At 63.4% G+C, this 22,163-nt stretch carries 20 protein-coding genes; 15 read left to right on the top strand and 5 right to left on the bottom strand.

The window, feature by feature from the left end:
* Positions 1–57 precede the first annotated feature (57 nt).
* From phaZ to QIY50_08600, 3 genes are all read left to right on the top strand, one after another.
* Complete coding sequence (gene phaZ / locus QIY50_08590; protein ID WGV22221.1) at positions 58–909, top strand: poly(3-hydroxyalkanoate) depolymerase; 852 nt, start codon at positions 58–60, stop codon at positions 907–909.
* A 121-nt stretch (positions 910–1,030) separates the two neighbouring features.
* Positions 1,031–2,713, top strand: coding sequence for a class II poly(R)-hydroxyalkanoic acid synthase (gene phaC, locus QIY50_08595; protein WGV22222.1), 1,683 nt, complete (start codon positions 1,031–1,033; stop codon positions 2,711–2,713).
* A 13-nt stretch (positions 2,714–2,726) separates the two neighbouring features.
* Positions 2,727–3,341, top strand: coding sequence for a TetR/AcrR family transcriptional regulator (locus QIY50_08600; protein WGV22223.1), 615 nt, complete (start codon positions 2,727–2,729; stop codon positions 3,339–3,341).
* Between the two features lie 120 nt (positions 3,342–3,461).
* On the opposite strand, the gene QIY50_08605 is transcribed toward QIY50_08600, so the two are convergent.
* Both QIY50_08605 and QIY50_08610 read right to left on the bottom strand, forming a co-directional pair.
* Positions 3,462–4,250 (bottom strand): phasin family protein, encoded by a 789-nt coding sequence (locus QIY50_08605; GenBank protein WGV22224.1) that lies wholly within the window; start codon positions 4,248–4,250, stop codon positions 3,462–3,464.
* 10 nt (positions 4,251–4,260) lie between these two features.
* Positions 4,261–4,680, bottom strand: a complete 420-nt coding sequence (locus tag QIY50_08610; protein ID WGV22225.1) for a phasin family protein — start codon at positions 4,678–4,680, stop codon at positions 4,261–4,263.
* A gap of 182 nt (positions 4,681–4,862) precedes the next feature.
* On the opposite strand from QIY50_08610, the gene QIY50_08615 reads away from it, so the two are divergent.
* Positions 4,863–8,147 (top strand): hypothetical protein, encoded by a 3,285-nt coding sequence (locus QIY50_08615; protein WGV22226.1) that lies wholly within the window; start codon positions 4,863–4,865, stop codon positions 8,145–8,147.
* Between the two features lie 1,472 nt (positions 8,148–9,619).
* Here the strand turns inward: QIY50_08615 and QIY50_08620 are convergent.
* Positions 9,620–9,895, bottom strand: a complete 276-nt coding sequence (locus QIY50_08620) for a polyhydroxyalkanoic acid system family protein (protein WGV22227.1) — start codon at positions 9,893–9,895, stop codon at positions 9,620–9,622.
* 124 nt (positions 9,896–10,019) lie between these two features.
* On the opposite strand from QIY50_08620, the gene ubiE reads away from it, so the two are divergent.
* The 11 genes from ubiE (at position 10,020) to QIY50_08675 (ending at position 20,369) form a co-directional block, all read left to right on the top strand.
* Positions 10,020–10,790: a bifunctional demethylmenaquinone methyltransferase/2-methoxy-6-polyprenyl-1,4-benzoquinol methylase UbiE gene (ubiE, locus tag QIY50_08625; GenBank protein ID WGV22228.1), complete on the top strand. Its 771-nt coding sequence runs from the start codon at positions 10,020–10,022 to the stop codon at positions 10,788–10,790.
* Complete coding sequence (locus QIY50_08630; GenBank protein WGV22229.1) at positions 10,790–11,413, top strand: SCP2 sterol-binding domain-containing protein; 624 nt, start codon at positions 10,790–10,792, stop codon at positions 11,411–11,413. The genes ubiE and QIY50_08630 overlap by 1 nt, the downstream gene beginning before the upstream one ends.
* Entirely contained in the window at positions 11,410–13,029 is a 1,620-nt protein-coding gene (gene ubiB / locus QIY50_08635; protein ID WGV22230.1) for a ubiquinone biosynthesis regulatory protein kinase UbiB, read from the top strand. The genes QIY50_08630 and ubiB overlap by 4 nt, the downstream gene beginning before the upstream one ends.
* A 72-nt stretch (positions 13,030–13,101) precedes the next feature.
* Complete coding sequence (gene hisI / locus QIY50_08640) at positions 13,102–13,494, top strand: phosphoribosyl-AMP cyclohydrolase (protein WGV22231.1); 393 nt, start codon at positions 13,102–13,104, stop codon at positions 13,492–13,494.
* A 1-nt stretch (position 13,495) separates the two neighbouring features.
* Entirely contained in the window at positions 13,496–13,831 is a 336-nt protein-coding gene (locus QIY50_08645) for a phosphoribosyl-ATP diphosphatase (GenBank protein WGV22232.1), read from the top strand.
* Positions 13,832–13,999: 168 nt separating this feature from the next.
* On the top strand, positions 14,000–14,272 hold the full coding sequence (locus QIY50_08650; GenBank protein ID WGV22233.1) for a twin-arginine translocase TatA/TatE family subunit: 273 nt from the start codon (positions 14,000–14,002) through the stop codon (positions 14,270–14,272).
* Positions 14,273–14,275: 3 nt separating this feature from the next.
* Positions 14,276–14,653 carry a Sec-independent protein translocase protein TatB gene (tatB, locus tag QIY50_08655; protein ID WGV22234.1) on the top strand — a complete coding sequence of 126 codons (378 nt, stop codon included), beginning with the start codon at positions 14,276–14,278 and terminating at the stop codon, positions 14,651–14,653.
* Positions 14,650–15,441: a twin-arginine translocase subunit TatC gene (tatC, locus tag QIY50_08660; protein ID WGV22235.1), complete on the top strand. Its 792-nt coding sequence runs from the start codon at positions 14,650–14,652 to the stop codon at positions 15,439–15,441. The genes tatB and tatC overlap by 4 nt, the downstream gene beginning before the upstream one ends.
* On the top strand, positions 15,438–16,145 hold the full coding sequence (locus QIY50_08665; GenBank protein WGV22236.1) for a 16S rRNA (uracil(1498)-N(3))-methyltransferase: 708 nt from the start codon (positions 15,438–15,440) through the stop codon (positions 16,143–16,145). The genes tatC and QIY50_08665 overlap by 4 nt, the downstream gene beginning before the upstream one ends.
* A gap of 100 nt (positions 16,146–16,245) precedes the next feature.
* On the top strand, positions 16,246–18,162 hold the full coding sequence (locus QIY50_08670) for a methyl-accepting chemotaxis protein (protein WGV22237.1): 1,917 nt from the start codon (positions 16,246–16,248) through the stop codon (positions 18,160–18,162).
* Between the two features lie 263 nt (positions 18,163–18,425).
* Positions 18,426–20,369: a methyl-accepting chemotaxis protein gene (locus tag QIY50_08675; GenBank protein ID WGV22238.1), complete on the top strand. Its 1,944-nt coding sequence runs from the start codon at positions 18,426–18,428 to the stop codon at positions 20,367–20,369.
* Positions 20,370–20,462: 93 nt separating this feature from the next.
* Here QIY50_08675 and QIY50_08680 read toward each other — a convergent pair whose 3' ends face one another.
* Positions 20,463–21,197 (bottom strand): amino acid ABC transporter ATP-binding protein, encoded by a 735-nt coding sequence (locus QIY50_08680; GenBank protein ID WGV23020.1) that lies wholly within the window; start codon positions 21,195–21,197, stop codon positions 20,463–20,465.
* Entirely contained in the window at positions 21,190–22,152 is a 963-nt protein-coding gene (locus QIY50_08685; protein ID WGV22239.1) for an amino acid ABC transporter permease, read from the bottom strand. Before QIY50_08685 ends, QIY50_08680 begins: the two co-directional genes overlap by 8 nt.
* Positions 22,153–22,163: the final 11 nt, after the last annotated feature.

Raw genomic sequence — 22,163 nt, forward strand, 5'->3', positions numbered from 1 at the left:
CAGCGCCGTGGCCCCTGCGGGGTGCCACGGTGTTCATTTCACCCGAGAGTCATGCGCATGCCGCAACCCTATATCTTCAGGACTGTAGAGCTGGATAACCAGTCCATCCGTACCGCCGTCCGCCCGGGCAAGCCGCACCTGACGCCGTTGCTGATCTTCAACGGTATCGGCGCCAACCTGGAGCTGGTGTTCCCGTTCATCGAAGCACTGGATCCGGACCTGGAAGTCATCGCCTTCGATGTACCCGGGGTCGGCGGTTCGTCAACACCTCGCCACCCGTACCGGTTCCCCGGGCTGGCCAAGCTCACGGCACGGATGCTGGATTACCTCGATTACGGCCAGGTCAACGTCATCGGCGTGTCCTGGGGCGGTGCCCTGGCCCAGCAGTTCGCCCACGACTACCCCGAGCGCTGCAAGAAGCTGGTGCTCGCCGCCACCGCCGCCGGTGCCGTGATGGTGCCAGGCAAGCCCAAGGTGCTGTGGATGATGGCCAGCCCACGGCGCTACGTGCAGCCGTCGCACGTTATCCGCATTGCGCCGCTGATCTATGGTGGTGGCTTCCGCCGCGATCCGGACCTGGCCATGCAGCATGCCGCCAAGGTGCGCTCCGGCGGCAAGATGGGCTACTACTGGCAGCTGTTCGCCGGGCTTGGCTGGACCAGCATCCACTGGCTGCACAAGATCCAGCAGCCAACCCTGGTGCTGGCCGGCGACGACGACCCGCTGATCCCGCTGATCAACATGCGCCTGCTGGCCTGGCGAATTCCCAATGCCCAGCTACACATTATCGACGACGGCCATCTGTTCCTGATCACCCGGGCCGAGGCCGTCGCTCCGATCATCATGAAGTTCCTTCAGCAAGAACGACAGCGCGCCGTCATGCACCCTCGCCCGGCTTCGGGCGGGTAGATCGATGCGGCCTTCTTCGCGGGCGCGCCCGCTCCCACAGGGACGGCGCTGTAAACCTGTGGGAGCGGGCATGCCCGCGAAGGTCTCGACAGCGAAACGGCTTAGACGAGGGAGTGTTGCCATGAAAGACAAACCGGCCAAAGGAACGACAACGCTTCCCGCCACCAGCATGAACGTGCAGAACGCCATCCTCGGTCTGCGTGGCCGTGACCTGATTTCCACGCTGCGCAATGTCAGCCGCCAAAGCTTGCGCCACCCGCTGCACACCGCCCACCACCTGTTGGCTCTGGGCGGCCAGCTGGGCCGGGTGATGCTGGGTGACACACCGTTTCAGCCGAACCCGCGCGATCCGCGCTTCAACGACCCGACCTGGAGCCAGAACCCGTTCTACCGGCGCGGCCTGCAGGCCTACCTGGCCTGGCAGAAGCAGACCCGCCAGTGGATCGAGGAAAGCCACCTGGACGACGATGACCGGGCCCGTGCGCACTTCCTGTTCAACCAGATCAACGACGCCCTGGCACCAAGCAACTCGCTACTCAACCCGCTGGCAGTCAAGGAGATGTTCAACAGCGGTGGCCTGAGCCTGGTACGTGGCGTGGCCCACCTGCTCGATGATCTGCGCCACAACGACGGCCTGCCACGCCAGGTCGACGAGCGCGCCTTCGAAGTGGGCGGCAACCTGGCCGCGACCGCCGGCGCGGTGGTGTTTCGCAACGAACTGCTGGAGCTGATCCAGTACAAGCCGATGAGCGAAAAGCAACACGCCCGGCCACTGCTGGTGGTGCCACCGCAGATCAACAAGTTCTATATCTTCGATCTCAGCTCGACCAACAGCTTCGTCCAGTACATGCTCAAGAATGGCCTGCAGGTGTTCATGGTCAGCTGGCGCAACCCCGACCCGCGCCACCGCGAATGGGGACTGTCCAGCTACGTGCAGGCTCTGGAAGAAGCGCTCAACGCTTGCCGTAGCATCAGCGGCAACCGCGACCCCAACCTGATGGGCGCCTGCGCGGGCGGCCTGACCATGGCCGCGCTGCAGGGCCACCTGCAGGCCAGGCACCAGCTGCGCCGGGTGCGCAGCGCCACCTACCTGGTCAGCCTGCTGGACAGCAAGTTCGAAAGCCCCGCCAGTCTGTTCGCCGACGAGCAGACCATCGAGGCCGCCAAGCGCCGCTCCTACCAGCGCGGCGTGCTGGATGGCGCCGAGGTGGCGCGGATCTTCGCCTGGATGCGGCCCAACGACCTGATCTGGAACTACTGGGTCAACAACTACCTGCTTGGCAAGACACCACCGGCCTTCGACATCCTTTACTGGAACGCCGACAGCACGCGCCTGCCCGCCGCGCTGCACGGCGACCTGCTGGACTTCTTCAAGCACAACCCGCTGACCCGCCCCGCCGGCCTGGAGGTGTGCGGCACGCCCATCGACCTGCAGAAGGTCGAGCTGGACAGCTTCACCGTAGCCGGCAGCAACGACCACATCACCCCGTGGGACGCGGTGTACCGCTCGGCCTTGCTGCTGGGTGGCGACCGGCGCTTCGTGCTGGCCAACAGCGGGCACATCCAGAGCATCATCAACCCGCCCGGCAACCCCAAGGCCTATTACCTGGCCAACCCCAGGCTGCCCAGCGACCCGCGTGCCTGGTTCCACGACGCCAAGCGCAGCGAAGGCAGCTGGTGGCCGTTGTGGCTGGAGTGGATCACCCCGCGCTCCGGCCCGCTCAAGGCACCGCGCAGCGAGCTGGGCAATGCCACCTACCCGCCTCTGGGCCCCGCGCCGGGCACCTATGTGCTGACTCGATGAGCATGCCGACCGGATGAAGACTCGCGACCGTATCCTCGAATGTGCCCTGCAACTGTTCAACCAGCAGGGCGAACCGAACGTATCCACCCTGGAAATTTCCAACGAGCTGGGCATCAGCCCCGGTAACCTTTACTACCACTTCCATGGCAAGGAGCCGTTGGTGCTGGGGCTGTTCGAGCGTTTTGAAGAAGCGCTGATGCCCTTGCTCGACCCACCGCTGGAGGTACGCCTGGATGCCGAGGATTACTGGCTGTTCCTGCACCTGATCGTCGAACGCATGGCGCAGTACCGCTTCCTGTTCCAGGACCTGTCGAACCTGACCGGGCGCCTGCCCAAACTGGCCCGCGGCATGCGCAGCCTGATCAATGCACTCAAGCGCACGCTGGCGGCGTTGCTGGCCAGCCTCAAGGGCCAGGGGCTGGTGGAGAGCGAGACCCAGGCGCTGGGGCAACTGGTGGAGCAGATCACATTGACGCTGATGTTCTCGCTGGATTATCAGCGGGTGCTGGGGCGCGAAGGGGATGTGGGAATTGTGGTGTATCAGGTAATGATGCTGGTGGCGCCGCATCTGCAGGCCCAGGCGCGGGGGGCAGCGGAGCAGTTGGCGGTGCGGTATCTGGAAGGGTAAGCCTGTCGTTTCGGTGTCGCGGCTTTCGCGGGCATGCCCGCTCCCACAGGTGAAATGCAGTGCTTGAGTGCACACAGGACCTGTGGGAGCGGGCAAGCCCGCGAATAAGGCGACGCGGTATCAGATCAGAGTGCCGGTGCCCGTCGGTGCCGACGGCGTGCTGCTGGCCGGGGCGACGGCAGGTGCCGGTGCTGCGGTAGGTGCCGGAGCGGCGCTGGCCGCTGGAGCCGCCGGTTTGGCGGCGGCCGCCTTGGCCGGGGCTTTCTTCACTGCTGGCTTCTTCGCCACAGCCGGCTTGGCCGCTGCCGGTTTCGCCGCAGGCTTGGCCGCCGCAGTCTTGGCAGCAGGTTTAGCCGCTGCGGTCTTGGCTGCGGCAGTTTTAGCCGCCGGCTTGGCCGCCGCGGTTTTCGCCGCCGGCTTGGCCGCTGCCGTCTTGGCCAGGGGCTTGGCCGCCGCCTTGCTCGCAGCCGGCTTGGCCGCAGCGCGCGACGAAACCGGCGTAACCGAAGCACCGGTAAGTTTCTCGATCTGCTTGGTCAGGCTGTCCACCTGCTGGTGCAGGGCCTTGATCTCGTTGCGGCTCGGCACGCCAAGGCGCGAAATGGCGCTGTTCAGGCGCTTGTCGAAAGCCTCTTCGAGTTCGCTCCACTTGCCCAGCGCACGGTCCTTGACGCCAGACACGCGCGAGGTGGTCGACGACTTGGCGGTTTCCGCCACGTCTTCAGCGGTCTTCTTCGCCTGCTTCTCGGCCTTCTCGCCATCCTTCACCAGCGAGTCGAACAGCTTCGGGCCGTCCTGGTCGATCTTCGAATAGATACCCAGCCCCGCCAGCCAGATCTTGCGGGAGTACTTCTCGATCCCGCCGACCCAGGAGCTGCCTTCTTTCTCGGTGTTCTTCTTGCCAGCCATCCTGCTCTCCTTATGGTTTGTGCGCGACGCGCTCAAGCAGCTCATGCAGCTGTTCAAGCTTGATGGACAACGCCTCAACGTCATGTTTAGACGGAATGCCCAGGCGATTCAAGGCGCGCCCTACCCGTGCGTCGAAAGCTTTTTCGATTTTGTCGAGTTGAATTTCGACTCGCCCAGGGACGCGGCTAACGGCCTGGGTCGCTTCATCGATCTGGTTGTTGGCCGCGTCCAGTTGTTTGTCGATACGCTTCTTGCCGCGTTTCTCGACACCTTCACCGGCCTTGACCAGCTCGTTGAAGTAGTCGGAGCCTTCCTGGCCCACGCGTGCATAGGCGCCGATACCCGCCAGCCAGATCTTGCGCGCGTAGCCGCGCACCTCGCCCAGCGTACCCGGGGCGTCGTCCTTTTTCTTCACAGTCACTTTGGCCATGCTCTGTACCTCATGCTCATGAGTGGAGGAGTAACCGCCCATGGAGGTTGGGCTTGAGCACAAGGTAGGGATAAAAATTAGAAACCTCACCCTAAGCTGCACGGCGTACCCATACATATACCGCAGCAGCGAAGGCCGTATCGCCTAGCCTGCCGGGCCTCACTTGACTGGAGCCCGATGCCATGACCGATTCCACTCCCATAGCCACTTTCCGACAACGGGTAGCAAGCTGCTTCGGTAAACGCCCAGGCCTGCGCGAGGTATTGTCCCTGCAAGGCTTCAATGCCCTTGTCGACCGCTACCCGTTTATCCGCAGCAATCACCCGCAACTGGCATCGCTTGATGATTTCCACATCCTCCAGGCCCCAGCCGGCCAAGGCGAACCCGCCCGGCAACCCTTGCTGCTGGATGCACTACTGGAACACTTGCGTACCGGCAAACACCTGCAACTGAAGGGTTCGGACGCGTTGAGCATCAGTCCGCCGCAGGTGTTCCTCGCCCAGGAACAAGGTGCCAACAGCATTGCCCAGCCAGGGATAACCTTGGACATGTACAAGGTGTCCAGCGATCTCGATGGTCTTCTGGATACCCTGACAGAGGCGTTTCAGCAGGCTCAGATCAGTTACTGGAGCGGCTCGGACCCACTTTCGGGGGTATCCCGCCTACATTGGCTTGAGCTGCTGATCAAGGCTGCAATGCTAAGCAATGTGCAGCGCCAAGGCCTTGATGCAGATGCGACAGCCACGCTGTACGCCATGCTCGATGGCACTCGAACCGGCATTACCATCAGCGCCATGCGGCTTGAGTTCGGCGTCGGCTGGCAGACCTTCGAGCGACCAGTGCCAGACCTGCTGCTGAGCACGACACGCGGTGCTTCCCAGCTGCTGTGGTGCAAACCCTGCGGCACCATTCGGAGCTACCCGGACCAGGCAGCGTTCTCGGCCGCATTACAGGACGAAATGGCTGAGCGTTATCACTTCGACCGCTTGACCTGGTCGCGTACCGCGCTGGAAGGCGACCCGTTTGCCTACCAAGCCAGGCAAATGCTCAACGTGATCCTCGACGATATCCGCCGCCTGAGCCTTGCACACGTGCAGACAGTCAGCGAAATGGAAGACGCCTATGCACATGTCAGCGATCCATCGCTGCACTTTTTGCAGCAGCCATACCTGGTCGAAGGCGTGCCAACCCTCCAGCTGCCAGGCTGGCTCGCAGGGGCTACGCCCGAAGACCGCTTCGAATACCACGCCGCACTGCTTGATCTCGCCGCCCGCCAAGGCCACAGCGGGGGCGCGACCTCGCTTGGCGATATCGAAACCATCGAGCAATATGCCAACCGCCGGCTACGTGAGCAGACCCAGGCCACCTATCCCGACAACGCCGTCTACGATCCTGACACGGTGCTGATTGCCGTTTCGGAACTGATCCCGAACAGTTCAGCCGAAAACCCGCAATACCTGTTCCTGCGCCACGAAAGCCTGACCAGCCTGGCCGTCGCCCGCTTGCCAGTGAACGAAGTCATGACCCGGGTCAGCGCCCCGGCTGGCAGCTGGTTGAGCATCGATCAGGTACACAAGTTGATTCACCAGGTGGATATCGGTGGCTCATACCCGGGCTTTCTGCGAGAGCAGGTCGAGGTACAGCCGCGCAGGGCGCAACGGATCAGCCAGTACGCCTGGGAATGGCGTTCCGGGCTGCGCTTCAGCGTGCTCAAGGCCAGTATCAGCGAGCAGCTCAGCGAACACACACGGCGGGCACTATTGAACTTCTGCACAGGTATTGGCGATAGCCTCGAACAGCCGCGTATCGCCCCATTGGCCTTTCGCTGCGCGCCCGGCGCCTCGGCAAGCGATCGAGCGCATGGCATGTTCGTCATCGAACTGCCGGGCCTGCACAGCTGGATCTTGTACCGACCGTTCTATGCCGACCAGACGCTACAGGAATTCACCAGCCTGGCGTCGCTGATGGTTGCTATCCGCAAACAGGGCGAGCTGCAGCGCAGCGTCCTGCACTGGCTGAAGGACGAAGTACGCGAGGTGTATGAAAATGATGGCTTCAACTTCCCCCACCTGCACCCCAAGCTGTCTAGCCTGGCGCACCTGTTCGGCGTCAACTCGGCGCTGACAGCTACCGCCCTGGACAACCTCAGGCGGCCGGTGGATGCCTCGTTCGAGGCCTGGACAGAAAACCTCGACAGCCACCTGTTTGACGCCAGGGTCGAAGCCATCCTGCACGTCGCATCCACCCGCAGCGTGTCCAACGCGCAGGAGCGATGGGCCCTGGCGAAAGAGGCTGCATGGGCGGTGTTCAATACCGCAACGGTATTCTGGTCCGGATTGCTGGCCAACGTCGCCTGGCTGCTGGCGGCGCTGTCGGCGGCCAAGGACGACCTGGCAATACTGGCCGATGGCGGTCGCGATGAGCGGATCGTGGCGGCCACCGATCTGTTGACCAACCTGGCGATGCTGCTGGCCCATCGCGTGGCGCATGCCACATCAGCTACCGAAGCACCTGTGGCAGTGCGCTTCAGCGAACCTGTCGAGCGCAACGCAGCATCAGGGCGTTCGGCCGGACCAATGGAAGAGCGGCCTTGGGCAAGACCCACGGCGGAGCCACGACCACGGCCCATCAGCGTGGATAGCTGGGGTGCCAACCAGCGCCTGGCCAACGTCACGCCGGAAGGGATCCGGGCACTGGTCAGGCTGCAGGCCAGGCAGTCACTGCAGGGTTATACGCCACTGGGCACGGGGCGGCTGCGCGGCCTGTACGAAGTGGACCAGCGATACTACGTGAAACTTAAGGATATCGCCTTCGAGGTGCAGCAGACCTGGGGTGGCGTGCAAATCATCGGCCCGGACGAGAGCAGCAGCGAATGGGTCGCGCAATGGGGTGGTGCCGACGACGGCTACCACATCGTCGGCCGTGAGCGCAGCCGAGGCCCATGGTTGACCCGCTGGAATGAGGAATGGGTGATCAACGTCTCAGGGCCCGGCGGCATGCCCAATACCGAACAGGTCCGCTCGCACAACCACCAGGCCTACGAGCAATTGCTGGAAACCACCAAGGCGAACCGAACGACATTATCCAGGCTGGAACCGCTCATGGAGAAAAGCCGTCTGAAGCTGCAGGACTATGATGACCTGGCAGCAGCGTTCAACGTGGCTTACCAGGCCCTTCCCGAAACCCAGCGCAGCCCACTGCCAGAGGCCCTTCAGACGCAACGTCAGCAACTGTTGGCATTGCGCGAACATCATTTGCTCGACCTGAAGGGGGTGAGCCTGGTTTCTGGAAAAACAGGCCACGGTGCTGAAAGAGAACGTCGACGCATTCAGGCAGATGCTGGAACCGCGCTTTGCCAGATACGACCGTGCTGGCCGCATCGAACACAGCTTCAGCGAGTGGACCGAGACCGCCATCGACAACGACATGCTGCTGCTCCGTCGCCTGTTCGAGCTGCCAGACCATGAGCAGCTTCGGGAGCTTGCCCGTGGCTTGCAGAAATTCCCGGTGGGGCAGGAGCAACTGTCGCGCTATGCCAAGCTGCGCAAGGCCACGCGCGATGCTCTCGATGTCGCCCGGCGCATTCTGGTGGTCAGCGAAAGGCTGGACCAGACATTGCCCCTGGCACTCGATGATAACCGCGTCCGTTATGCCCAGAAGAAAACCAAAATCGAGCAAGCCATCGAGCTGCGCCCCTATTCGACGCTGATCGTACGTGCGCAAACCCTCAGCGACATGGCCTACCTCACACTGGACAAGAGCCTGCTCACCCCTGAAACAGCCGCCGAACTGCTGCCATTGCAGGATGCCCTCTGCGACCAGCATTTTTCTTCGATGCTGTGGAGCCACGACGGCCTGGCCGCAGCCAACCTGCCCTACTCGCAACAGGCGGAGATTCTCGGCGATGCACTGCGTGAGTATCGAGCCGTACTGGGCAAGGCCAGCTACCTGCAAACCTATGAAGACCCAGCCATCGACGCGGCCATGCTTGCGGATTACGTCGCGCAACTGCAAGCCCTGGTGAAGCTGACCGAACTCGAACTGAACACGGCCCTGACCGGTATCGAGACCAGCGCACCGCCGGCAGTACCGCGTGTCACCCACCGCGTCAGGGCCGGCAGGCGAACAGTGATACACACCTCTCGAGGCCGTTCGCTCCTGGTCGAGCCTGGGCGCGAAGGCAACCAGGCCATCCAGCGCAACCCGCTCACGCAACAACCCGCTGGCGAGTACGAACAACGTGACGGCGTATGGTTCGAGGTGCCCGGCCAACAGCAGCCCGCGGCGCCGGACCGGGCGCAACTGCGGCACCGTGCAGCCCGCCTGCTGGCGCAGAAGGACAAGCGCATGGCAATCGCCGCGCTCTATACCGAGGAGCCGAACAGCCTGGCCGACCTGATGGACTGGCAGATAGAAGATATGCGTGAGGCTTCGCGGCAATTGGCCGGCAGCAGCAAACCGAAAGACCTCGAACTGGCAAGTGAACTGAACCAGGCCGTCGAAACGGTCACGCTTGAAAAAAGCCGCCTGCTCACGAATGTCTACCTGAACACCCGTCATCCGGACAGCAAGGCGTTACGCTACCTCAGCGAGCAGCAACGCCTGCAAATTGCCCGGACTACCGCACGCAAGGCGCTGAGCAAGCCCGACGACTATCTCGACGTGTACCAGATCAGGGACGTCCAGGCTCCCCAAGCGGTGCTCTGGGAAGCGCATTTCCACTACCGCAGCGCAGATGCCCCGGCCCGGGCCTTTGTCAAAGGCCACCTGAAATTCTGGGAGCCGCGGGGCAAGGCCCGCGACGCGCAAATGGAAGAGGCCAGCAGCGCAGCGGAGCGCTTGCAGATCTATCGTAGCGACTTGCGCCTGGCCCAGGTCGAGGGTGTGATCCCCTTCCCGTCCCGGTGACAGCCACACCTTGCTGCCGACCGCCCTGGCCTCAGGCCAGGGCCTTGTCCAGTGCCCGCTCGATTTCACCCTTGATGGTGCCGCTCATCATCGACAACATCATGCCCAGCTTCAATTCGACCCGGATGCGGTCATCGAAGATATGCACGCTGCCGTTGGCACCGCTGCGCGCCACGTCGACCCGGTCGCCGTTCCAGGTGGCCTTGAGGTCGTATTCGCGGGTCAGCCTGTCGACCAGCGCTTCGGCCTTGGCACGGGCGGCATCGCGCCCGAGGGAATGTTTGCGTTCGACGCTGATCTGAGTCATGCGGGTGTTCCTGAAGATGAAGACATAATGGGCATTATGCCCGCCCCTGCCCACTGGCACACCCCGCCAAGACAAATCCGCCCGTTCGCCCTAGAATGGCGGTAATTTTTTCCGGTGAAGCGATATGAACGACCAGCGCAAAGGCGACCACGCCGAACCCACCACCCATTTCGGTTACCAGGACGTCCCTGAAAGCCAGAAGGCGAAAAAAGTCGCCGAGGTGTTCCACTCGGTAGCGGCCAAGTACGACCTGATGAACGACGTGCTTTCCGGCGGCATGCACCGCCTGTGGAAGCGCTTCACCATCGAGCTGTCGGGCGTACGCGCCGGCAACCGTGTACTGGACATCGCCGGCGGTACCGGCGACCTGGCCGCCAAGTTCTCGCGGCTGGTCGGCCCGACCGGCCAGGTAGTGCTGGCCGACATCAACGAATCGATGCTCAAGGTCGGCCGTGACCGCCTGCTCGACCGTGGCGTGGCCGGCAACATCGAGTTCGTCCAGGCCGACGCCGAGAAGCTGCCATTCCCGGACAACCACTTCGACTGCGTGACCATCGCTTTCGGCCTGCGCAACGTCACCCACAAGGACGAAGCCATCCGCTCGATGCTGCGCGTGCTCAAGCCGGGCGGTCGCCTGCTGGTGCTGGAATTCTCCAAACCGACCAACAAGCTCATGTCCAAGGCCTACGACGCCTACTCGTTCGCCTTCATGCCGCTGGCCGGCAAGCTGATCACCAACGACTCGGAGAGCTACCGTTACCTCGCTGAGTCGATCCGCATGCACCCCGACCAGGAAACGCTGAAGGCCATGATGGTCGAGGCCGGTTTCGACCGCGTCACTTATCACAACATGACCAGCGGCATCGTCGCCGTGCACCGGGGAATCAAGCCCTGATGTTGCTGGCCGGGTTGTTCGCCAGCGTCGAACATGGCCTGAACCGCGTCCTGCGCATGGACAGCACGGCCCTGCCGCGGCTGGCTGCGCTGGAAGGCAAGGTCATCGAGATCGACTGCCGCCAACCGGCCCTGCAGGTGTTCATCCTGCCCGATGAAGAGGGCCTGATGCTGGCTGCCCACTGGGAGGGCGAGGTCGACTGCAGCCTGCGCGCCCCGGCCGGCAGCCTGGCGCAACTGGCCTTGGCCAGGGACAAGACTGCCGTGCTGCACAGCCCCCAGGTCGAGCTGCATGGCGACAGTGCCGTGCTGCTCGACCTGTTCGGTGTGCTGCAGGACCTGGAACTTGACTGGGAGCATGAGCTGCAACGCTGGCTCGGCCCGGTTGCCACGGCGCTGGTGGCCGGCCACATCCGCCTGCGCGCACGCTGGACCCGCCAGGGCCTGGCGCGCTTCAGCCAGAATCTTTCCGAGTACCTGGCCGAAGAGTCCCGCACCCTGGTGGGCAAGCGTGAAGCCGAAGCCGCCTTCAGCGAACTCGACGCCCTGAAACTCGATACAGAACGCCTCGAGGCGCGCCTCAAGCGCCTCTCCCGATCCCTTGATACCAGCGATAACGCATGAAGCTGCTCGCCGTCCGCCGTCTTTTTCGCATCCAGCGTGTAGTCATCCGTTACCGGCTGGATGACCTGCTGTTCGACTACCCGCTACCCTGGTGGCTGATGAGCCTGCGCCTGCTGATGCCGTGGCGTTGGCTACCCCGTAGCCCGTCCGCGCTCAGCCGCGGCGCACGCCTGCGACTGGCGCTACAAGACCTGGGTCCCATTTTCATCAAGTTCGGTCAGTTGTTGTCGACCCGCCGCGACCTGCTGCCCACCGACATCGCTGACGAGCTGATGTTGCTGCAAGACCGCGTACCACCGTTCGATCCGCAGCAGGCCGTGGCGCTGATCGAAGAACAGCTCGGAGCCACGGTGGGCGAAGTCTTCAGCCGCTTCGACGTCGAGCCTCTGGCCTCCGCATCGGTAGCCCAGGTTCACGCTGCCCGCCTGAAAAGTGGCGAAGAGGTGGTGGTCAAGGTTGTCCGGCCAGGCCTGAAACCGGTGATCGCCGCTGATATTGCCTGGCTGTTCCTGATAGCCAAAGGTGCCGAACGTGTCTCCGCCGACGCTCGCCGCCTGCACCCGGTGGAAATCGTCGGCGATTACGAAAAAACCATCTACGACGAACTCGACCTGCTGCGCGAAGCGGCGAATGCCAGCCAGCTACGCCGTAATTTCGAAGGCTCCGAGCTGATGTATGTGCCACAGGTGTACTGGGACTGGTGCCGGCCGAAAGTACTGGTGATGGAACGCATCTATGGCGTCCCGGTGACCGACATGGCCACGCTCGCCGATCAGCGCACCGACATGAAGATGCTGGCCGAACGCGGCGTGGAAGTATTCTTCACCCAGGTGTTCCGCGACAGCTTCTTCCACGCCGACATGCACCCCGGCAACATCTTCGTCAGCACGGTACGCCCCTGGAGCCCGCAGTACATCGCCATCGACTGCGGCATCGTCGGCAGCCTGACGGACGAGGACCAGGATTACCTGGCGCGTAACCTGATCGCCTTCTTCAAACGAGACTACCGCCGCGTTGCGCAACTGCACATCGACTCGGGCTGGGTACCGGCGCACACCAAGGTCAATGAATTCGAAGCAGCGATCCGCACCGTCTGTGAGCCGATCTTCGAAAAACCGTTAAAGGATATTTCCTTCGGCCAGGTGCTGATGCGTCTGTTCCAGACGGCACGGCGTTTCAACATGGAAGTGCAGCCGCAGCTGGTCCTGCTGCAGAAAACCCTGCTCAACATCGAGGGCCTGGGCCGCCAGTTGTACCCCGACCTGGACTTGTGGAGCACCGCCAAGCCATTCCTCGAACGCTGGATGCGTGACCGCATGAGCCCCAAAGCCGTGTTTGGCAACATCCACAGCCAGGTCGAGCAGTTGCCGCACCTGGCCGACATGGCCCGTGACGTCCTCGAACGCCTGTCACAACCGCACCTGCACGACCCGCAACTGCCCGAACGCCGTCGCCAGGGCGACCGCTGGCCACTGCGCCTGCTGGGTGCCGGCCTGCTGGGCGGCGGCGCGGTACTGGCCGCTGGTGCCGCCGAGGCCGCCAGCCTGGCCGCCCCTACCGCGTGGCCGGCCTGGCTGATGCTGGCCGCCGGCCTTTACCTGATCGTGCGCCAATAGCCAGCCGCGCCCATGGCTGGCACACTAGCGCAAAGGGCCCGGCACAGGAGCGGGCCCGCTTTGGAGTCGACGATGAAAGACTGGCTGGACGAGATCAAGTGGAACAGCGAAGGCCTGGTACCGGCGATCGCCCAGGACCACAAGACCGGACGCGTGCTGATGATGGCCTGGATGAACCGCGAATCGCTGGCTCTGACCGCCGCCGAACAGCGTGCCATCTACTGGTCGCGTTCGCGTGGCAAGCTGTGGCGCAAGGGCGAGGAATCCGGCCATGTGCAGAAGCTGCATGAAATGCGCCTGGACTGCGACGCCGACGTGATCATCCTGATGGTCGAGCAATTGGGCCATATCGCCTGCCATACCGGCCGTGAAAGCTGCTTCTACCGCGTCTTCGAAGACGGCCAGTGGAAAACCGTCGACCCGGTCCTGAAAGACCCGGATGCCATCTACAGCGCAGGACACTGACATGAGCGACACCCTCAACCGCCTGGCCGAAGTGCTTGAACAACGCAAGCAAGCGGCGCCCGACAGCTCCTACGTGGCCAGCCTGTACCACAAGGGCCTGAACAAGATTCTCGAAAAGCTCGGCGAAGAGTCGATCGAGACGATCATTGCCGCCAAGGATGCCGCGATCAGCAAGGATTACAGCGATGTCATCTACGAAACCGCCGACCTGTGGTTTCATAGCCTGGTAATGCTCAGCGCGCTGGGCCAGCATCCGCAAGCCGTGCTGGATGAGCTGGACCGCCGTTTCGGGCTTTCCGGGCATGATGAGAAGGCCGCGCGGCAACCATCTGCCTGACGTATTTTGAGGCGGGTGCTGCTCGCCTCCTGTGGGAGCGGGCATGCCCGCGAAGCATGCGACGCAATGCATGGCACCGGCTGCGCCGGTGTTCGCGGGCTTGCCCGCTCCCACAGGGACCGTGTTGCCGGATCGATTTGCTGTACACACATTTTTCAGGAGTACGAAATGGGTATCTTTGACTGGAAACACTGGATCGTCCTGCTGGTGGTCGTGGTGCTGGTGTTCGGCACCAAGAAGCTGAAGAACTTCGGCAGTGACCTGGGCGAGTCGATCAAGGGCTTCCGCAAGGCCATGAGCGACGAAGAGAACAAGCCGGCCGAGCAGGCCCCGCCGCCTGCCCAACCCGTTCCACCGGTGCAGAACACTGCCCAGCAGAACCAGGGCCACACCATCGAAGGCCAGGCCCAGCCGGCCCAAGAGCCGCAGCGGAAAGACTGACCCATGTTCGGCATCAGTTTCAGCGAGCTGCTGCTCGTCGGCCTGGTCGCCCTGCTGGTGCTCGGCCCCGAGCGCCTGCCCGGTGCCGCGCGCACGGCAGGCCTGTGGATCGGCCGGCTCAAGCGCAGCTTCAACAGCATCAAGATGGAAGTGGAGCGCGAAATCGGCGCCGACGAAATCCGCCGCCAGCTGCACAACGAGCACATCCTGCAGATGGAAGAGGAAGCCAAGCGTATCCTCAACCCGATGACGCCACCGGCGCAGCCGCCTGTCACCACCGCCACCGTGCAGCCGCCCGCCGGGCTCGAAGCCAGGCCGGTCGAAACCACTGCCACCCCGGCCACGCCTTCTGAACCGCCTCAACCGCCGCGAGCCCCATGAGCGAGAATCCGGAACACGACCAGCCAATGCCGCTGGTTTCGCACCTGACCGAACTGCGCACCCGCCTGTTGCGCTGCGTTGCCGTCATTTTCCTGATCTTTGCCGGGCTGTTCTCCTTCGCCCAGCAGATCTACACCCTGGTCTCAGCTCCACTGCGCGAGCACTTGCCGGCCAATGCGACGATGATCGCCACCGACGTGGCCTCGCCGTTCCTCACGCCGTTCAAGCTGACCATGATCGTCTCGCTGTTCCTGGCGATCCCGTTCATCCTCCAGCAGATCTGGGGCTTCATCGCGCCCGGGCTGTACCGCCATGAAAAGCGCATCGCCATTCCGCTACTGGTGTCGAGCATCTTCCTGTTCTATGCCGGCATGGCCTTCGCCTATTTCCTGGTGTTCCCGCTGATCTTCGGCTTCTTCGCCAGCGCCACGCCGGAAGGTGTGTCGATGATGACCGACATCGCCAGCTACCTCGACTTCGTGATGACGCTGTTCTTCGCCTTTGGCGTGGCCTTCGAAATCCCGGTGGCGGTGGTGCTGCTGGTATGGATCGGCGTGGTCGACGTGAAGTATCTGAAGAAGATTCGCCCCTACGTGATCATCGGCTGCTTCGTGGTCGGCATGGTCCTTACCCCACCGGACATCTTCTCCCAGACCCTGCTGGCCGTACCTATGTGGCTGCTGTTCGAGATCGGCGTGCTGTGCGGCAGCCTGATCCGCAAACGCAGTGAAGCCGACGATAGCGCCGCCAACGACCACAACGACCAGCCACCAGCGACCCAACCGTGAACTTGTTGCTCCTTGAAGAGGCCGACTTCGTCTCGGCCGACCGCGTCGTTCTCGCTGACCGGCGTTTCACCCACATGCAGGACATCCACCGTGTGGCGGTGGGCGACAACCTGCGCGTGGGCCGTATCAACGGCCTGATGGGCAAAGCCACGGTGCTGCGCCTGGAACAACACGAAGCCGAACTGGAAGTCGCCTTTGACCAGCAGCCACCGGCCAAACTGCCGCTGACCCTGGTGCTCGCCGTACCCCGGCCGAAGATGCTGCGCCGGCTGTTCCAGACCGTGGCCACCCTTGGTGTGCCGCGGCTGATCCTGGTGAACAGCTACAAGGTCGAGAAAAGCTTCTGGCAAACCCCCTTCCTGCACCCGGACAGCATACGCGAGAACCTCATCCTCGGCCTGGAACAGGCGCGCGACACCGTGCTGCCCGAGGTGATCATCGAGAAGCGCTTCAAGCCCTTCGTCGAAGACCGCTTGCCGGCCATCGCCGCAGGCACCCTGGGCCTGGTCGGCCACCCCGGCCCCTACCCTGCCTGCCCGCGCGCCGTGGAGCAGCCCGTGACCCTGGCCATCGGCCCCGAGGGTGGCTGGATCCCTTATGAAGTGGACCTGCTGGGCAAGGCAGGCTTGGCACCGGTACAACTGGGCGAGCGTATCCTGCGGGTCGAGACGGCAGTAACGGCGCTGCTTTCACGGATTTTCTGACACACAAGTCAATTTTTACCCATAAAGTTTCCCTTCCCCAGGCCGATTGCCTTGGCAACACAACAATTAATGGTGCTGCCAAGCCGCCGGGGAGTCGTACATGTATCAATGGTTCGCCCAATCATTGGGTAATGTGAGCGTCAATCGCAAACTGGGGCTGGGCTTCGGTCTGGTGCTGCTGTTGACGCTAGCCATCACCCTGGCCGGCTGGCACGGCATGGACAGCATCATTGACCGTGGCGACAAGCTGGGAAACATCTCGGTCATCCAGCAGTACACCCAGGAACTGCGTATCGCCCGCCAGCATTACCAGCGCCAGCGTGACGAAGCCTCGGTGGCTGAGCTGGAAAAGGCCCTGGGCAACCTCGACCGCCAGGTGCAGCTGATGCTCGGACAGATCGAACAACCCACCGACCGCCAGCGCCTGGAGCAACAACGCGAGGCCGTGCGTGCGTACCAGCAGGCGTTCAACGAGCTGAAACAGGCCGGCCAACGCCGCGAAGCCAGCCGTGACGTGCTGGGCGACAGCGCCGATAAGGCTGCCGAACTGATCGGCCGGGTACAGCGAGGGCTGCTGCAAGGTGGCGATATCAACCAGTACCAGCACGCGGTGGACGTGAGCGCCTTGCTGCAACAGGCGCGCTTCCAGGTGCGTGGCTACACCTACAGCGGCAATGCCGATTTCCAGCAAACGGCACTGAAGGCCATAGACCAGGCCCTGGCCGAATTGCGCGCGCTGCCGGCCAAAGTACCGGCGGAACATGCCGCCAGCCTGGACGATGCCGCCACTGCCATGGCCGGCTACCGCGACGCAGTCACCCAGTTCGGCAATGCCCAGGCCGCCAGTGAGCAAGCCCTTCAGCACATGGCCGAGCAAGGTACGGTACTGCTGCAGACCAGCCAGGCGATGACCGCCTCGCAGACCGAGGTGCGTGACGCCGGCGCGGCCCAGGCCAAGACCCTGCTCGCCGTGGCCACCGCTCTGGCTCTGGCCCTCGGCCTGCTGGCGGCCTGGGCCATCACCCGGCAGATCATCATCCCGCTGCGCCAGACCTTGCGCGCCGCCGAACGCGTGGCCAGTGGCGACCTGACCCAGGACCTGCAGGTACAACGCCGCGACGAACTGGGCCAGTTGCAAGCCAGCATGCAGCGCATGACCCAGGGCCTGCGTGAATTGATCGGCGGCATCGGTGATGGCGTCACGCAGATCGCCAGCGCTGCCGAGGAGCTGTCGGCGGTGACCGAGCAGACCAGCGCCGGGGTCAACAACCAGAAGGTCGAGACCGATCAGGTAGCGACCGCCATGAACCAGATGACCGCCACCGTGCATGAAGTGGCACGCAATGCCGAGCAGGCCTCCGAAGCCGCGTTGATGGCCGACCAGCAAGCCCGTGAAGGCGACCGTGTGGTGGGCGAGGCGGTGGCGCAGATCGAGCGCCTGGCCGGCGAAGTGGTCAACTCCAGCGAAGCGATGAACCAGCTCAAGGCCGAGAGCGACAAGATCGGCAGCGTACTCGACGTGATCAAGTCGGTGGCCCAACAGACCAACCTGCTGGCCCTCAACGCGGCGATCGAAGCGGCCCGTGCCGGCGAGGCCGGGCGTGGCTTTGCGGTGGTAGCCGATGAGGTACGCAGCCTGGCGCAGCGCACCCAGCAATCGACCGAAGAGATCGAAGAGCTGATTGCCGGCCTGCAGAGCGGCACCCAGCGCGTGGCCAGCGTGATGGACAGCAGCCGCCAGCTGACCGATAGCAGCGTTGAACTGACCCGCCGCGCCGGCAGCTCACTGGAAACCATCACTCGCACCGTGTCGTCGATCCAGGCGATGAACCAGCAGATTGCCACTGCGGCGGAAGAACAGACGGCCGTTGCAGAAGAGATCAACCGCAGCGTGATGAACGTGCGGGATATTTCTGATCAGACCTCGGCGGCCAGTGAAGAGACGGCCAGCTCCAGCGTGGAGCTGGCGCGGCTGGGTACCCATTTGCAGGGGTTGGTGGGGCGGTTCAGGCTCTGATCTGAAGAATGGGCCGCCTTTTCCGGCCTCTTCGCGGGCTTGCCCGCTCCCACAGGGACCGCACAGCTCTCAAAGTCTGTGCAGTATCTGTGGGAGCGGGCAAGCCCGCGAAGAGGCCGGCACAGGCGGAGCATTCCTACGTGTTGAAGTGAAATTTCCTACCTGATTATCAGGTCAAGTCCTACAGCTCCGCTGCCGATTGGCAGAGGTGTGATGCCGGCAATCCGCCCGCATCCCCTCTCTCAATCGCCCGGAGGCTCACCATGCTCGGCTACCTCAACCGCAAGCTTGGCAACATCAGTGTCGCTGCCAAGCTGGCCCTCGGCTTCGCCGTGGTTCTGCTGCTCACCCTGGCCACCACCATCAGTGGCTGGCGCGCGCTGGATGACGCCATCGTGCGCTCACAGCAACTCAGTGAAATAGGCCTGATCAACGACCTGACCAAAGACCTGCGCGCGGAAAGCATTACCTACCGCGTGCTCAACGACGATGCCAGCAAATCGCGGATAGCCAGCATCCTCGAACAACTGCACAACATGCTGACCACCCTGCAACAACGCAGCAGCGTCGATGAATCGCGGCAATTGCTGACCGAAAAGCTGACGCTGCTGCAACGCTTGCGCGATGACTTCAGCGAACTGCAACGCAGCGTCGCCAACCGTGTCGCCCTGCGCGAGGCCATGCAGCTGCAGGAGCAGACGCTCAACGAGGCGATCGACAAACTGCAGACCCAGGCCTTGCTGGAGATGCCTGCCGACAGTCAGCAAGGCGCTGTGCTGGGCCTGATGGATACCCTCAGCCGGCATGTCGATGGCGCCAACCAGCAGAGCTTGGTACCTGCCTACACTTTCACCCCTGTCGAGGACTTCGCCAAGGTTGGCGACAACGCCCTGAACGCTGCCGATGCCAGCTTGGGGCAACTGCTCAAGAGCCTTGCACCGCTGCGTCTGCCACGTGCCGTTACCGAGCAACCCGGTGTCGAGCTGGGCAAATACCGCGCCAGCCTGGACCAGTACCGACGCGCCGCGGTGCACGTCGAGCAATTGCAGAACAGCCTGGAAAAGATGGGCAATGAGTTGCGCGCGGTAAGCCTGGAGCTTGGCAAGCGCAAGATCGAGCAACGTGACAGCGAAGCCCTGGCTGCCCGCTCGTTGCTGACCAGCGTGGCGCTGCTGGCGCTGGTGGTGGGCGTATTGGCCGCCTGGCTGATCACCCTGCAGATCACCCAACCCTTGCGTCAGACCCTGGCCGTGGCCGCACGCATTGCCAAGGGCGACCTGAGCCAGGTCGAAACAGTGCAACGCCGCGACGAGATGGGGCAATTGCAGGCCAGCATGCGTGAAATGACCTTGAGCCTGCGCGAGCTTATCGGGGGTATCGACCAGGGCGTCAGCCAACTGTCACAAGCTGCCTCGGAGCTGGCAGGCAGCAGCGAGGATACCAAGCTGCGCATCAACCAGCAGCGCGAGGAAACCGACCAGGTGGCGACTGCCATGAATCAGATGAGCGCCACCGTGCAGGAAGTGGCGCAGAACGCCGAACAGGCCTCGCTGGCCGCGACCAATGCCGACCAGCAGGCGCAGATGGGCGACCAGGTGGTGGCCGAGGCTATCGGCCGTATCGAGCAACTGGCCGGGCAGATGGACCATTGCCTGGCCGCCATGCAGCACCTGGCGGGCGAAAGCCAGCGCATTGGCAGCATCCTCGATGTGATCAAGTCGGTGTCCGAGCAGACCAACCTGCTGGCCCTGAACGCGGCGATCGAAGCGGCACGGGCGGGTGAAGCCGGGCGTGGCTTTGCCGTGGTGGCCGATGAAGTGCGTGGCCTGGCCCAGCGGACCTCGACGGCAACCGAGGAAATTGGCCAACTGATCGACAGCTTGCACAACGGCACTGACGAAGTGACCCGCCTGCTGGACAGCAGCAAGAACCTGACCGAGCAGAGCGTCGAGCTGAGCCGCAAGGCCGGGCATGCGTTGAGCCAGATCACCGACACGGTGTCGAGCATCCAGGGCATGAACCAGCAGATTGCCACGGCCAGCGAGGAGCAGAGTGTGGTGGCCGAGCAGATCAACCGTAGTGTGCTGAATGTGCGCGATGTGTCGGATCAGACCAGTGCGGCCAGTGAACAGACGGCGGCTTCTAGTGGCGAGCTGGAGCAGTTGGGGCAGCAGCTGCGGGGGATGGTCGGGCGGTTCAACATCTGAAACCGCGTCGCCCTCTTCGCGGGCACGCCCGCTCCCACAGGTATATCGCTACCCTTGTGGGAGCGGGCATGCCCGCGAAGAGGCCAGTGCGGGTTACAGCACCTGGCGCAGGAACGCCTGCGCACGCGGGTCTTTCGGCGAGGCGAAGAACGCGGCCGGCGCCGAATCTTCCAGCAACTTGCCATGGTCGAAGAACAACACGCGGTCCGCCACTTCGCGGGCAAAGCCCATTTCGTGAGTGACGCAGACCATGGTCATGCCTTCCTGAGCCAGGGTCTTCATCACGTCCAGCACCTCGCCGACCATTTCCGGGTCGAGCGCCGAGGTCGGCTCGTCGAACAGCATCACTTTCGGGTCCATGGCCAAAGCACGGGCGATCGCCACCCGCTGCTGCTGGCCGCCGGACAGGCGTGACGGGTATTCATTGGCCTTCTGCGCAATGCCCACCTTCTCCAGCAGAGCCCTGGCCTTGGCTTCGCGGTCGGCCTTGTTGCGCTTGCGCACCACCTTCTGCGCCAGGCACAGGTTCTCCAGCACGGTCATGTGCGGGAACAGGTTGAAGTGCTGGAACACCATGCCGACTTCGCGGCGGTATGCGTTGATGTCGGTCTTCGGGTCAGCCAGTTGCAGGCCGTCGATGGCCACATGGCCTTCGTCGAAATGCTCCAGGCCGTTAAGGCAGCGCAGGAAGGTCGACTTGCCCGAACCCGATGGGCCGAGCACCACCACCACTTCGCCCTTGGCGACCTGGGTGGTGACATTATCCACAGCCCGTACCACGTGGCCACGGGTGTCGAAGACTTTCAGCAGGTCACGGACTTCAATCACTTTGCGCAAGCCTCCGCTCGAGCCGGCTGGCCAGGTGCGACAGCGGCAGGTTGATCAGCAGGTACAGGCCTGCCACGCAGAACCAGATCTCGAAGGTCGAGAACGAGGTGGTAATGGCCTCGCGGCCGCTCTTGGTCAGTTCGGTGATGGCGATCACCGAGACCAGCGAGGTGTCCTTGACCAGGCTGATGAACTGGCCGGCCAAAGGCGGCAGCACACGCTTGAAGGCCTGCGGCAGGATCACGTGGCGCATCGACTGGCCCGCGTTCAGGCCCAGCGAGCGGGCCGCCTCGTTCTGGCCCTTGGCGATGGACTGCACGCCGGCACGCACGATTTCGGCCACGTAGGCGCCGGTGAACAGCGCCAGTGCCGCCACCCCGGCAAACTCGCGGGACAGGTTGAGCACGGTACCGATGAAGAAGTAGAAGATGAAGATCTGCACCAACAGCGGGGTACCACGCACCAGTTCGACATATACCGTCGTCAGGTCACGCAGGGTGGGGTTGCTGGACAGTCGGCAGAGGCCGGCGAACAGGCCGATCAGCAGGCCCAGGGCACCGGACACCACCGAAATCCACAGGGTGGTCCATAGCCCCCAAAGCAGCGGGCCGGCCGCCCAGTGGCGGGTGACGCCAATCTGGTCGCCTTCGGAAACATCATCGCCACGAGACAGCTGCAGGCTGTCCTTGGCCACGTCGAGTACCTGCTCGTCACCATTCTCGTCTTTCAGCGTGACACGGGCATTGTCACCCGAGATGACGATCTCCTGCACGGTGCCGTAACCGGCGGCGCGCTGTGCTTCCTCGGCCTTGTAGGCGAAGTACTGCGGTACGCGGTTCCAGCGCCACTCGTAGGAAATCATCGAGGTGGCCATGTACAGGCTGAACGCCAGGCCCACCAGGACCAGGGCAGTCAAACCGTGCCAGGGCCACTGGGCTTTCTTGTGTTTGATCACGTGGGGTACTT

It is taken from the genome of Pseudomonas putida (assembly GCA_029953615.1).
Classification (GTDB): Bacteria; Pseudomonadota; Gammaproteobacteria; order Pseudomonadales; family Pseudomonadaceae; genus Aquipseudomonas.

Bases quoted from the DNA above. Each gene is read 5' to 3' on its own strand.
- phaZ (WGV22221.1), top strand. From the start codon at position 58: ATGCCGCAACCCTATATCTTCAGGACTGTAGAGCTGGATAACCAGTCC.
- phaC (WGV22222.1), top strand. From the start codon at position 1,031: ATGAAAGACAAACCGGCCAAAGGAACGACAACGCTTCCCGCCACCAGC.
- QIY50_08600 (WGV22223.1), top strand. From the start codon at position 2,727: ATGAAGACTCGCGACCGTATCCTCGAATGTGCCCTGCAACTGTTCAAC.
- QIY50_08605 (WGV22224.1), bottom strand. From the start codon at position 4,250: ATGGCTGGCAAGAAGAACACCGAGAAAGAAGGCAGCTCCTGGGTCGGC.
- QIY50_08610 (WGV22225.1), bottom strand. From the start codon at position 4,680: ATGGCCAAAGTGACTGTGAAGAAAAAGGACGACGCCCCGGGTACGCTG.
- QIY50_08615 (WGV22226.1), top strand. From the start codon at position 4,863: ATGACCGATTCCACTCCCATAGCCACTTTCCGACAACGGGTAGCAAGC.
- QIY50_08620 (WGV22227.1), bottom strand. From the start codon at position 9,895: ATGACTCAGATCAGCGTCGAACGCAAACATTCCCTCGGGCGCGATGCC.
- ubiE (WGV22228.1), top strand. From the start codon at position 10,020: ATGAACGACCAGCGCAAAGGCGACCACGCCGAACCCACCACCCATTTC.
- QIY50_08630 (WGV22229.1), top strand. From the start codon at position 10,790: ATGTTGCTGGCCGGGTTGTTCGCCAGCGTCGAACATGGCCTGAACCGC.
- ubiB (WGV22230.1), top strand. From the start codon at position 11,410: ATGAAGCTGCTCGCCGTCCGCCGTCTTTTTCGCATCCAGCGTGTAGTC.
- hisI (WGV22231.1), top strand. From the start codon at position 13,102: ATGAAAGACTGGCTGGACGAGATCAAGTGGAACAGCGAAGGCCTGGTA.
- QIY50_08645 (WGV22232.1), top strand. From the start codon at position 13,496: ATGAGCGACACCCTCAACCGCCTGGCCGAAGTGCTTGAACAACGCAAG.
- QIY50_08650 (WGV22233.1), top strand. From the start codon at position 14,000: ATGGGTATCTTTGACTGGAAACACTGGATCGTCCTGCTGGTGGTCGTG.
- tatB (WGV22234.1), top strand. From the start codon at position 14,276: ATGTTCGGCATCAGTTTCAGCGAGCTGCTGCTCGTCGGCCTGGTCGCC.
- tatC (WGV22235.1), top strand. From the start codon at position 14,650: ATGAGCGAGAATCCGGAACACGACCAGCCAATGCCGCTGGTTTCGCAC.
- QIY50_08670 (WGV22237.1), top strand. From the start codon at position 16,246: ATGTATCAATGGTTCGCCCAATCATTGGGTAATGTGAGCGTCAATCGC.
- QIY50_08675 (WGV22238.1), top strand. From the start codon at position 18,426: ATGCTCGGCTACCTCAACCGCAAGCTTGGCAACATCAGTGTCGCTGCC.